The 11,974-nt window shown below is 71.3% G+C and carries 9 protein-coding genes, 1 pseudogene and 1 riboswitch; of the genes and pseudogenes, 4 read left to right on the forward strand and 6 right to left on the reverse strand.

Annotated elements, in window-relative coordinates:
- Nucleotides 1-18: 18 nt before the first annotated feature.
- On the reverse strand, nt 19-228 hold the full coding sequence (locus tag AB0D59_RS09655; protein WP_362562915.1) for a hypothetical protein: 210 nt from the start codon (nt 226-228) through the stop codon (nt 19-21).
- Entirely contained in the window at nt 215-1,654 is a 1,440-nt protein-coding gene (locus AB0D59_RS09660) for a PspC domain-containing protein (protein ID WP_362562916.1), read from the reverse strand. Before AB0D59_RS09660 ends, AB0D59_RS09655 begins: the two co-directional genes overlap by 14 nt.
- Before the next feature lie 231 nt (nt 1,655-1,885).
- Here AB0D59_RS09660 and AB0D59_RS09665 point away from each other — a divergent pair, with 231 nt between their 5' ends.
- Both AB0D59_RS09665 and AB0D59_RS09670 read left to right on the forward strand, forming a co-directional pair.
- Nucleotides 1,886-3,178: a PspC domain-containing protein gene (locus AB0D59_RS09665; RefSeq protein WP_362562919.1), complete on the forward strand. Its 1,293-nt coding sequence runs from the start codon at nt 1,886-1,888 to the stop codon at nt 3,176-3,178.
- Nucleotides 3,175-3,888 (forward strand): response regulator transcription factor, encoded by a 714-nt coding sequence (locus tag AB0D59_RS09670; protein ID WP_352223004.1) that lies wholly within the window; start codon nt 3,175-3,177, stop codon nt 3,886-3,888. The genes AB0D59_RS09665 and AB0D59_RS09670 overlap by 4 nt, the downstream gene beginning before the upstream one ends.
- A gap of 48 nt (nt 3,889-3,936) precedes the next feature.
- Here the strand turns inward: AB0D59_RS09670 and AB0D59_RS09675 are convergent, their stop codons facing one another.
- Nucleotides 3,937-4,995 carry an NlpC/P60 family protein gene (locus tag AB0D59_RS09675; protein WP_362562921.1) on the reverse strand — a complete coding sequence of 353 codons (1,059 nt, stop codon included), beginning with the start codon at nt 4,993-4,995 and terminating at the stop codon, nt 3,937-3,939.
- A gap of 466 nt (nt 4,996-5,461) precedes the next feature.
- Here AB0D59_RS09675 and AB0D59_RS09680 point away from each other — a divergent pair, with 466 nt between their 5' ends.
- Nucleotides 5,462-5,815 carry a hypothetical protein gene (locus AB0D59_RS09680; protein ID WP_351693476.1) on the forward strand — a complete coding sequence of 118 codons (354 nt, stop codon included), beginning with the start codon at nt 5,462-5,464 and terminating at the stop codon, nt 5,813-5,815.
- Between the two features lie 3 nt (nt 5,816-5,818).
- Here AB0D59_RS09680 and AB0D59_RS09685 read toward each other — a convergent pair.
- Together AB0D59_RS09685 and AB0D59_RS09690 are read right to left on the reverse strand one after the other, a co-directional pair.
- A pseudogene (locus AB0D59_RS09685) lies at nt 5,819-6,027 on the reverse strand (hypothetical protein); the annotation flags it as partial.
- Nucleotides 6,028-6,189: 162 nt separating this feature from the next.
- Nucleotides 6,190-7,338 (reverse strand): NlpC/P60 family protein, encoded by a 1,149-nt coding sequence (locus AB0D59_RS09690; protein WP_362562924.1) that lies wholly within the window; start codon nt 7,336-7,338, stop codon nt 6,190-6,192.
- Between the two features lie 8 nt (nt 7,339-7,346).
- Nucleotides 7,347-7,520, reverse strand: a riboswitch (cyclic di-AMP (ydaO/yuaA leader).
- Nucleotides 7,521-7,843: 323 nt separating this feature from the next.
- Between AB0D59_RS09690 and pcrA the strand changes: the two genes are divergently transcribed.
- On the forward strand, nt 7,844-10,330 hold the full coding sequence (gene pcrA / locus AB0D59_RS09695; RefSeq protein WP_362562926.1) for a DNA helicase PcrA: 2,487 nt from the start codon (nt 7,844-7,846) through the stop codon (nt 10,328-10,330).
- 72 nt (nt 10,331-10,402) lie between these two features.
- On the opposite strand, the gene AB0D59_RS09700 is transcribed toward pcrA, so the two are convergent.
- The gene (locus tag AB0D59_RS09700; RefSeq protein ID WP_362562928.1) at nt 10,403-11,884 is read right to left on the reverse strand and encodes a M23 family metallopeptidase; all 1,482 of its coding nucleotides are present in this window, start codon (nt 11,882-11,884) and stop codon (nt 10,403-10,405) included.
- Between the last annotated feature and the right edge of the window lie 90 nt (nt 11,885-11,974).

Raw genomic sequence — 11,974 nt, forward strand, 5'->3', positions numbered from 1 at the left:
CCGCCGGCTCGCTCTCCGCTAGTTCTCCGGTGCGCGGCGGCGCCTGCGTATCGCCCGGGTCAGGGCCGCCGCCACGCCTGCCAGGAAGAGGCCGACCACCATCACGGGGATGACCGCGAACCACTCGGTCGTCCACAGGCCCCCCGCGTCACCGGCGTAGGCGATTCCCGCCGCTGTGAGGAAGACACCCACGATCAGCCGCCCGGGCTGGAACTCATGCCGCAGCACGGTTAACCTCCACCTGTCCCGCGCCGACCTGGAGATCCAGGTCGAGCGTGCCCGTGTTCTTCGCGCCGCCCGTAGGCCGCAGCGTCACGTCCTTGTGCTTGCCGGGCTCCACGTCCACGTCCTTCTTGTCGTCACCGGGCAACTGGATGTCGCCCACCCCCACGTCGATGCTCATCCGCACGGTCAGGTCCGCCGGCACGACGATCTTCAGCCGTCCCGCCCCCACCTCGGCGGCCGTCGACACCGTCTGTCCCCGGGCGATGCGTATACGGGTCAGGTCGAGCGTGGCGACGCCCGTCCCGAGGTCGTACGTCGGCGACACCTCCGCCGCCGTGGCCGGGGTCCAGCTCTCGCGCGTCCAGTGGGTGCTGATGTCGGACGGCAGCGCTGTCGCCGCCGCGAGGAGGCCCGCAGTGGCGAGCGCCAGGAACAGTGAGCCGGCCCCCGTGCGTCCCAGGAACGAGCTGACCGCCGTACCCAGGCCGAACACGATCAGCGCGCCGGCCAGACCGGCCTGGAGGCTGGTGCCCAGCGGATGCGTGTCCCATGTCAGGCCCGTGCCCAGACAGCCCGCCAGCAGGGCGAACAGGAAGATCCAGCCGCCGATCCAGCGCGGTCCGCGCGGTCTCGGGGGCGCGCTCTGCCGGGCACGTGTGTCCTGGCCGTGGACCCACGGGGTGCTCAGCCGGAAGTCGAGTCCCGGGACGTCCCGGCCGCGGGCGTCGCCGGGGCCCCACAGATAGCCGGTGCCCCCGACATGCGTGCCGTCCTTGACGATCGGGTCGCGCCACCACGACGGGTAGGTGATCGAGATCGGCGGCGCCTGGGCCTCGGGAGGGGCGTCGGCCACCGCCTGCGCGGCCAGCGGGTCGGGGTCCGGGGCGTCCCGCCGCCGTGACCAGTACCCGGCGCCCGCCAGCAGAACGGAGAGCACGACGGCGAACGCCAGCACCCCGCCGTTCCTGATCATCGTCAGCAGCACTCCGCAGCCGACCAGCGCGAACAGCACGGCCGCCAGAGCCTGCCCGTCGACCCGGCCGGTCAGCAGCTTGCGGACCTCGTTCTCCTCCTCGTCCTCGTAGGGCACGAAGAGCCAGGCGAAGCCGTAGAAGAGGAGACCGATGCCGCCGGTCGCGGCCAGCACGGCCAGAGTGATGCGGAAGATCACCGGGTCCAGGTCGGTATGGCGCCCGAGCCCCGCACACACGCCCGCGATCATCTTGTGCCGGCGGTCGCGCCGGAACCTGGGGAGCGCCTCGGCGACCGCTTGCGCGCCGGCGTCGGTGGCGTCGTCCTCCGTCCCGGTGGCGCCCGTCCCGCTCGCCTCCGTCGCGGCGGGCGCGGCATCCGACGGCCCGGGGCCCGGGGCGGGCCGCGGGCCGGGGCCGGGTCCCGGACCCGTCGCGGCGTGCTCGTGATCAGTCATGAGTCAATGGTGACGGCCGAGCCGCCGCAACGGCAGTCGGGATGACCCTGGCCGAACCCTGAAATCGGCCCCGAGGCCGGACCGGGACGCGTTCGAACCGCGCCTCGGCGACGGACACGGCCGCTCGCCGCCGGAAGTCCGGGCACTCGGCGCGGGGAATCCGAAGATCAGGGGAGTCTCGGGGGCCGACCCTGATGCCCCGGGGACTTCCGGCGTGTGAACATCGATGGCATGCCGGAAGCCGCAGCAGCGCCCCTCGACGACCCGCGGCCGCCGCGCAAGCTCTACCGCAGCAGCGACGGCCGTTGGCTCGGTGGGGTGGCGCGGGGCCTCGCCGGGCATCTCGGCCTGCCCGTCGTCTGGGTGCGGCTCGTCTTCGTCGGCCTGTTCATGGCCAACGGCCTGGGCGCACTGCTGTATGCCGCGTTCTGGTTCTTCGTACCCCTCGGCCTCGGCGGCGTCGGCGGCCAGAAGCCGCCTTCGCTGGTCACCACCGAGACCTCGGCGGACGGCCGCCGCAGACTCGTCGCCCGCAGACCCGACAGAGGCCAGATCGTCGCGCTGCTCCTCATGGTCGTCGTGTCCATGGTGTTCGTGGGCAGCGTCAACCTCACCAGCGGCGCCAAGGCCTATCTCCTGCCCGCGGTCCTGGTCGCCGCCGGCGTGGCGCTCGTCTGGCGCCAGGCGGACAACGCCCGCCGGGCCCGGTGGGTCGAGGTCGGCAGCCGGCGCCGCACGCTCTCGCTGCTGCGCGCGGGCGTCGGCGTCCTGCTCGTCACCGCGGGCGTCTCGGGCGTCTTCGTCATGCAGGGCTCCGCCGCGCACATCGGGGCGGTGCTCCAGGCCTCGCTCGCCGTGCTCGTCGGCATCACGCTGCTCGCCGGGCCGTATCTCGTGCGGATGACCCAGGACCTCTCCGAGGAGCGGCTGATGCGTATCCGTGCCCAGGAGCGGGCCGAGGTCGCCGCCCATGTCCACGACTCCGTGCTGCACACCCTGACCCTGATCCAGCGCAACGCGGAGAACGCGAACGAGGTGCGCCGCCTCGCCCGCGCCCAGGAGCGTGACCTGCGCACCTGGCTCTACAAGCCCGAGGGCAGCGGCAAGGAGGAGGCCGACGAGCCCGCCACCCTCGCCGAGGCGGTCCGGCGCAACGCCGCGGAGGTCGAGGACAAGCACGGCGTCCCCATCGAGGTCGTGGTGGTCGGCGACTGCCCGCTCGACGAGCGGACGGGCGCGCAGATGCAGGCCGCGCGCGAGGCGATGGTCAACGCCGCCAAGTACGGTGGCGACGGCGGCGCCGTCCAGGTCTATGCCGAAGTCGAGGGCAGGACGGTCTTCGTGTCCGTCCGCGACCGCGGTCCCGGCTTCGACCTCGACTCGATACCCGCCGACCGCATGGGTGTCAGAGAATCGATCATCGGCCGTATGGAGCGGCACGGCGGCACGGCACGGCTGCGGTCCGTGCCGGGCGGCGGCACGGAGGTCGAACTGGAGATGGAGAGGGCGGAGAAGACGTCATGAGCGACGCGACCGAGGCGAACGGCCCGGCGGAAGGCACGGAGAAGGCCGGGCGTCGGGTGCGCGTGGTCCTCGTCGACGACCACCGGATGTTCCGTACCGGTGTCCAGGCCGAGATCGGCCAGACCGAGCAGACCGGTGTCGAGGTGGTCGGCGAGGCCGCCGACGTCGACCAGGCGGTCTCGGTGATCACCGCGACCCGGCCAGAGGTGGTCCTCCTCGATGTGCACCTGCCGGGTGGCGGCGGGGTCGAAGTGCTGCGCCGGTGCGCCCCGTTGACGGCGGACGCCGAACGGCCGGTGCGTTTCCTCGCGCTGTCCGTGTCGGACGCCGCCGAGGACGTGATCGGCGTGATCCGCGGCGGCGCCCGCGGCTACGTCACCAAGACGATCACCGGCACCGACTTGGTCGACTCGATCTTCCGGGTGCAGGAGGGCGACGCCGTCTTCTCCCCGCGGCTGGCCGGGTTCGTGCTGGACGCCTTCGCGTCCACCGACGCCCCGCCGGTCGACGAGGACCTCGACCGCCTCACCCAGCGCGAGCGCGAGGTCCTGCGTCTGATCGCACGCGGCTACGCCTACAAGGAGATCGCCAAGCAGCTGTTCATCTCCGTCAAGACGGTCGAGTCCCATGTGTCGGCGGTGCTGCGGAAGCTGCAACTGTCGAACCGGCATGAGCTGACCCGCTGGGCGACCGCGCGCCGCCTGGTCTGAGGCGGCGCCGGGGTGGTGCGGATGCCCGCGAGCCCGGCCCGACGGGGTTCACACGACCCGCGTCGCACCGGCGAACGGCATCTCGTCGATGGGGGCGATTCGCACCGGGGCCGACGGATTGGGGGCGTGGATCATCTGGCCGTTTCCGATGTAGATGCCGACGTGGCTGATGCCCGAGTAGAAGAACACCAGGTCGCCCGGCTGGAGTTCGGAGCGGGAGACGCGGCGGCCGGCGTTGATCTGGGCGTAGGTGGTGCGGGGGATGGAGACGCCCGCGGAGCGGTAGGCGGCCTGGGCGAGTCCCGAGCAGTCGAAGGCGTTGGGGCCGGTCGCGCCCCAGATGTAGGGGCTGCCGAGCTTGGAGTAGGCGTACGCCACGGCGGCCGCGGCACGGGAGTCGGAGGCCGTGGCGCCGCCCGGGGCCAGGGCGGCGCGGCCCTCGGTGGCCGAGCGGGACGCGCGTGAAGAAGCGCCGTCCGCCGTGACCGCAGCCCGCTGCTGGGGCGAGAGCCGGTCCAGCAGCCGCCGGGCCTCGTCGAGCTTGCCGGTGACCGTGGTCTTCTGCTGCTTCAGCTCGGCCTGCTGGGACCGCAGCGAGGCCAGCTCGACGTGCGCCGCGCCGCGCAACTGCTCGATCTCCCGCAGCTGCCGGCGCACCCGCGCCACCGCGCCTGCCTGCGCGGCACCGGCCCGCTCGGCGAACGCGGCGTTGTCCAGGTAGCGGTCGGGATCGCTGGAGAGCGCCACTTGCCAGGCCGGATCGATACCGCCGTCGCGGTACTGCGCGGCCGCTGCCAGACCGAGGGCGTCCCGCGCGGAGTTGAGCTTCTCCTGCTTGCGGGCGGTCTCGTCCTGGAGCGCCTTGACCCGCCGCTGGGCCGTGTCGGCCTTCTCCTTCGTCCCGTCGTACTTCTCGGTGGCCGCCTCGGCCTCCTGGTACAGCTGGTCCACCTTGGTCTTCACCTGCGCCGGTGTCAGTTGCGGCTCGGCGTGTCCGGTCCCTTCGAAGCCCGTCGCGGTGGCCGCGCCCGCCAGGGCGAGGGTGGCGGCCGTGCGGGCCGTATTGCCGCTGAGCGAGCGCTGTCGGGGCTTGCGGTGCGCTGCCACCTGGACTGGTCACGTCCTTTCGTACGACCGCCGTGTCGTCCGTACGCACGCCAGGGGGAGGGCGCATACGGCCGCGGGGGTGCGGATTGCGCGTCCGGCGGCGGCCCGCACAGGGGAGCGGGCCGCCGCCGGACTTTCTCGGCGGTGGTGTCCGACTGCCGCCCCTGGCCCGGGCGGCGGTGGGGAGTCGGCCACCTGGGGGAGGACGCTAGGCCGGAGTGTGTCGGCCTGGTAACGCGATGCACGGAATTGGTGTGACCGGATCGTTACCCGACGGTATGTGACCGGGATTCCGGTCCGGAGCCGTCGGCTTCACGGGGCGGGATGACCGAAGCGGCGGTTCCGGGGCGCGCGGGGCGCGCGGGGTGCTATGGGGTGCATATATGCGAGGCCGTGGCGGCGGGTGGCGCCGGGGGGAGGGGGCCGGTGCCCGGTGCTCCGGGGGACCCTGATTAGGCTCCGGGCCATGGGCGTACTCATCCATCTCTTCGTCGGTCTGCACATCATCGGCATCGCCGCGCTCCTCGGCGGTTTCCTCACCCAGATGAAGGCGATGGGCCAGGGCACGGCCCGGTTCGTCCCCGGGATGCTGCACGGCGCGTTCACCATGCTCGCGACCGGTGTGATCCTGGTCGGCCTCAACGAGGCCGACGACCACCACGTCAACACCGTCAAGATCGGCGTGAAGCTCGCGCTGCTGATCGTGATCCTCGGGCTCGTCTACGTGAAACGGGACGACGAGAAGGTGGAGAAGGGCGCCTTCGGTCTGGTGGGTCTGCTGACCATGGTGAACATCTTCATCGCCGTGCTGTGGACGTGATCCTCAAGAAGTCTTCCCGAGGGCGGCGCGGGTGACCGCCACCGCGCCGGCGGCCACCGCCAGCCAGGCCGCCACCGCGACCCACACCAGTACCCGCCCCGGCCACTTCACCACGGGACGTCGACGGCGGCCGCGACCGACAGCGTCGCCGCGGCCGTCATCCCCATCGGGAACACCGTCGCCCAGCGGCGTACGTCGTAACGCGGCCGGGGGCGGGGGAGTGGGCCGGGGCGTGTGAGGGGTTGGGGTGCGCGTGTGGCGCGGGGCGGACATGCGCAGGCTCACGCGTGTGGGTGTCCGAGTGGGCCCGGCCCTCACCACACGCGCTCCGCGCCCGCGCCATGGCGGGCGCCCCCCTGGGGCGCCCGCGCCCCTCAGGCCGGTCGCACCACGCTGTGGATGATCGACTCGCCCCCGTAGTAGATCGACTCCTCCCGGACGTACGCGCCGGGCTTTGGGGCGTGGATCATCATGCCGTTGCCGATGTAGATGCCGACGTGGCTGACATCGTCGTAGAAGAAGACCAGGTCGCCGGGCTGGGCGTCGGCCAGGGAGACGGTGGTGCCGGCGTTCACCTGGTCGTAGGTGGTGCGCGGCAGGGAGACGCCCGCGGCCTTCCAGGCGGCCTGGGAGAGGCCGGAGCAGTCGTAGGAGCCGGGGCCGGTGGCCCCCCAGACGTACGGCTTGCCGACCTGCGCGCGGGCGAAGGCGATCGCCTTGGCGGCCTTCGTCCCGTAGGAGGAGTCGGAGGAGGACGACGAGGAGGAGCCGCCGGAGGTCGACGTCGACGAAGACGACGCCTCCTGCTTCGCGGCCGCCGCCTGCTGCTTCGCGAGCTCCGCCGCCTTGCGTGCCGCTTCCGCCTGCTGCTTCTGCTCGATCTCCGCCAGCCGCGCCTTCTCCTGGGCCGTCAGCTGCGACAGCAGCTCCCGCGCGGAGGCCAGCTTCGTCTGGACGGTGGTCTTGGCGGTCTTGAGGTCGTCCTGGGTCTCGGTGAGCGTCTCCAGGCTCTCGGCTGCCGCCTGCCGCTTCACCATGGTCGCGGACTGCTGCGTGGTGTAGTCGTCGACCGCGTCCTTCTGGCGCGAGGTCAGCCGGTTCATCAGTTGCGTCTGGTCGAAGTAGTCCTGAGGACTGTCCGCGAGCAGGAAGGTCGCCGTGTCGGGCGCACTGGCCCCGGTCCGGTACTGGGCCGCGGCGAACGACCCCAGTTCCTCACGCGCCTTGTTGAGCCGGTCCGTGCGCTCGGCGACGTCGTCGAGCAGGGTGTCGACCTGCTTGCGCTGCTTGCCGGTCTTCTCCTTGGCCGCGTTGTACTTCTCGGTCGCCGACTCGGCCTGCCGGTAGAGGGCGTCGACCTTCTTCTCGACCTCCTCCAGGCTGGGCTTGCCGTCCTCGGAGGGCGCGGCGTTGGCCGTCTGGGAGAGCAGCGCCACGGAGGTGAGGGCGGCGGTGGCCAGGGCGGGGGTGCGTATGCCTGCTACGCGCGTTGCGGACGGACGTGACTTGCGGTGCGACGCCAACGGGGGCGACTCCTTCCGTGCTCCGCCTACCGAGTTAGCTGTCGGGTTCGGGCGGGTGGTTCGGAAGGGTTGCCCTATGGTCCGTTCCCCGCTGGGAGGTCGGGACCGATTCACCCCAAGTGTCGGTGTGGGTCCCCGGTTCCGGATGCGCGGCGGCACCCTGGATTCGGCGGAGGCCGTGCGGCCCGGCGACGTTCGCCGGTGGAGGTCGTACGGCCTGCTCGGCACGCTAGCCAACTCGTGTGCTCTGTGTGAAGTTTGATGTGCGATATGCCCGATACATTTTCGTGACCTTCGTGTTGCGGCTCGATAGGATCGGTTGATCGGGGATGGTATGGGGCTACTTGTCCGGTGCGGTCGAGCGGTCCGCGCTCTCGGCTGACGGGCACACCCGTGCTCACGGCGTGTGATCGCTGACCGTGAGGGGCCGATTCTGGCGGGTGACCGGGGTGACTTTCCGGGGTGGGGGCCGGTTGTCAGTGGGGCGCCCTAGACTCGGAGAGCGATGAGCAGCCTCTTTGACGACAGCTTCCTGGCGAGCCTCCAGCCCCCGCGCGGCCACGAGGAGGAACCCCCGCCGCCGCCCGAGGACGAGCACGTACCGGAACCGGTTCCGGACGATCTGTTCGGCGGGCAGTTCGACGCGCCCCCGGACCGGGACGCCTACTACCGCGACGGCGCCGCCCGCCCGGCCCTGGACCCGGCCGCGCTCCTGGAGGGGCTGAACGAGAACCAGCGCGCGGCCGTCGTGCACGCCGGCTCCCCGCTGCTGATCGTGGCCGGCGCCGGTTCCGGCAAGACGCGCGTGCTCACCCACCGCATCGCCCACCTGCTCGGCGCGCGCCAGGTGCACCCGGGGCAGATCCTCGCGATCACCTTCACCAACAAGGCCGCGGGCGAGATGAAGGAGCGCGTCGAGCACCTCGTCGGCCCGCGCGCGAACGCGATGTGGGTGATGACCTTCCACAGCGCGTGTGTGCGGATCCTGCGCAGGGAGAGCAAGAAGCTCGGCTTCACCTCCTCCTTCTCGATCTACGACGCCGCCGACTCCAAGCGCCTGATGGCCCTGGTCTGCCGGGACCTGGACCTCGACCCCAAGCGCTTCCCGCCGAAGTCCTTCAGCGCCCAGGTCAGCAACCTCAAGAACGAGCTGGTCGACGAGGAGGACTTCGCCGCCCGGGCGAGCGACGGCTTCGAGAAGACCCTCGCCCAGGCCTACGCCATGTACCAGTCGCGGCTGCGCGAGGCGAACGCCCTCGACTTCGACGACCTGATCATGACGACGGTCAACCTGCTGCGCGCCTTCCCGGACGTCGCCGAGCACTACCGCCGCCGCTTCCGGCACGTCCTGGTCGACGAGTACCAGGACACCAACCACGCCCAGTACGCGCTCGTGCGCGAACTGGTCGGCACCGGCGCGCACGCGGAGGACGTACCGCCGGGCGAGCAGGACCTCCCGCCCGCCGAACTGTGCGTGGTGGGCGACGCCGACCAGTCGATCTACGCCTTCCGGGGCGCGACGATCCGCAACATCCTCCAGTTCGAGGAGGACTACCCGAACGCGACGACGATCCTCCTGGAGCAGAACTACCGCTCCACGCAGACGATCCTCTCCGCCGCCAACGCGGTCATCGAGCGCAACGAGTCCCGCCGCCCGAAGAACCTGTGGACCAACGCGGGCGCGGGCGCCCAGATCACCGGCTACGTCGCCGACACCGAGCACGACGAGGCGCAGTTCGTCGCCGACGAGATAGACCGTCTGACGGACGCGGGCGAGGCGAAGGCGGGCGATGTGGCCGTCTTCTACCGCACCAACGCGCAGTCCCGTGTCTTCGAGGAGATCTTCATCCGCGTCGGCCTGCCCTACAAGGTCGTCGGCGGCGTCCGCTTCTACGAGCGCAAGGAGGTCCGGGACGTCCTGGCCTACCTCCGGGTCCTCGCCAACCCCGAGGACTCCGTCCCGCTGCGCCGGATCCTCAACGTCCCCAAGCGCGGTATCGGCGACCGCGCGGAGGCGATGATCGACGCTCTCGCCCAGCGCGAGAAGATCAGCTTCCCCCAGGCGCTCAAGCGCGTGGACGAGGCGTACGGCATGGCCGCGCGGTCGACCAACGCGGTCAAGCGGTTCAACACCCTGATGGAGGACCTCCGTACGGTCGTGGAGTCCGGCGCCGGACCGGCCACCGTCCTGGAGGCGATCCTGGAACGCACCGGCTATCTCGCCGAGTTGCAGGCCTCCACGGACCCGCAGGACGAGACCCGGATCGAGAACCTCCAGGAGCTCGCCTCCGTGGCGCTGGAATTCGAGCAGGAGTCCGGGGAGGGCGAGGCGCCGGCCGGGTTGTCCGCCTTCCTGGAGCGGGTGGCGCTGGTCGCCGACTCCGACCAGATCCCCGACGAGGACGAGGACGGCTCCGGCGTCATCACCCTGATGACCCTGCACACCGCCAAGGGCCTCGAGTTCCCGGTGGTCTTCCTGACCGGCATGGAGGACGGCGTCTTCCCGCACATGCGCGCGCTCGGCCAGACCAAGGAGCTGGAGGAGGAGCGGCGCCTCGCGTACGTCGGCATCACGCGCGCGCGTGAGCGGCTGTATCTCACGCGGTCGGCGATGCGCAGCGCCTGGGGACAGCCGTCGTACAACCCGCCCTCGCGCTTCCTGGAGGAGATCCCGGCCGGGTATCTGGAGTGGAAGCGGACCGGGGCGATGGCGCCGGTGTCCTCCGGGCCCGCCTCGGGCGTGGCGGCCTCGCTCTCCTCGACCCGCTCGCGTTCCTCGGCGTCCGGCGCGTCCGGCTTCGCCACCCGGCGGACCTCGGAGAAGCCGGTGGTCTCGCTGGCCGTCGGCGACCGGGTCACCCACGACCAGTTCGGCCTGGGCACGGTCGTCGGGGTGAAGGGCACGGGCGGCAACGCGGAGGCGACGATCGACTTCGGCGACACCAAGCCCAAGCGGCTGCTGCTGCGGTACGCGCCGGTGGAGAAGCTGTGACCGCACAAGCGCTGTGAAGACAGAAGGCTGAGCCCCGCTGCCACGAGCGGGGCTCACTGATCAGGATCAGGATCAGGTCGGGTCGAGCCCGTGGCTCCGCAGCCACGGCAGCGGGTCTATGGCGGAGCCTCCCGCCGGCCTGACCTCGAAGTGCAGATGCGGGCCGGTCGAGTTGCCGGAGTTCCCGGAGTACGCGATCGGATCCCCGGCCTTGATGGTCGTGCCCGGGGCAACGCGGTACGACGAGAGGTGGCAGTACCACGTCTCCGTGCCGTCCTTGGCCGTCACGATCATCATGTTGCCGTAGGCGCTGTTCCACTTGGTGGAGACGACGCCGTCGGTCGCGGCCATCACTGTCGTGCCGTAGGAGACGGGGAAGTCGATGCCCGTGTGGACGGACATCCAGTTCACGCCGGCCTGGCCGAAATAGGCGCTGAGCCCTCGCTGCGTGACTGGAAGGGCGTACTTGGGGCGCAGCCGCTCCTTGCGGGCCGCCTCCGCCGCCGCCTTCTTCTTCTCGGCCTCCTGCTGGGTCTTGAGGTCGATGCGCTCCTGGGTCCGGCTGGCCCGGTCGGCGAAGTCGTCGGCGCCCGCCGAGAGCGTCCTCAGCTGGGCGTCCAGCTTGCTGTTGGCGGCGGAGGGTTTCACCGACTGCGCGTCCGAGGCGGAGGCGCTGGTGTCCTGGCCGTCGCTGCCGGTCAGGGTCCCGACGGAGGCGGCCGCGATTCCGGCGACCCCCATCACGCAGGCCGAGGGCACGGCGACGGTCAGCAGCGCGGAGCGCTTGGGGGGCATACGACGGCGGGAGCGCGCCCCCGCGCGGCCGCCGGCGCGTGTCGCGGCCGGAGCGGCCGGAGTGACCTCTTCCTGGTCCTCCAGCAAGGGCGTTAGTGCAGGTAGCTCACCGGTCGCGGTCAACTCCCCGGCATCCGGGGAGTCCTCCGTGAACTCCTGGAGCTCGTCGTAGGGAAGCTGCTCGAACATCTGGGTCGCCGACTGGTCGAAGGGGTCGGCGGGCTGTGGCTCGTGCTCGTGTTCCGGCTCCGCGGGCTGTGCCGGGGTGCCGTCGGAGTTCCACTGCGTGGCGTCGTACGCGCCGGTGTCGAAGGTCTGGGTGCCCCACTCCCACTGCTGGGTCGCGCCGGCCATGTTCGACTGGTCGGGCTGGAGCCAGGCGTTCGCGTCCCAGTGGCCGCTGCCGTCGGTGACCGTCCCCTGTGTCGCCTGCGACGGGACGGTCCAGGCGGTGCTGTCGTAGGCACCGGAGTCGTAGGCGGCGTGGTGCTGGGCCGCGTAGGGGTCGTAGTTCAGCGTCTGGTCGCCGGTCGTCTGCCACTGCGTGGCGTCGTACGCGCCGGTGGCCTGGCCCTCGCCGGGGAGATGGCCGAAGAGCGGGTCGCTGTGGAACGAGGTGCCGGTAGCGGTGTGGTCGCCATACGTGGTGAAGTCGCCGTACTGGGCTTCCTGAGTGCCGTACGGCGCGTAGTGCGCCTGGTCGGCGTCGGAAGCCGGGGCCGGGGTGGTCATGGTCCCCGACGGGTGACGGTCGTTCACCAACTTCTCTTTCGCCTCGACAACAGGGGCTGCCAGAGCAGTGCGGCGACTGTACCCGGCGGTATGCGGGCGCGACAATCTTCAGCAGGT

This window comes from Streptomyces sp. NPDC048417 (assembly GCF_040651615.1).
Lineage (GTDB): Bacteria > Actinomycetota > Actinomycetes > Streptomycetales > Streptomycetaceae > Streptomyces.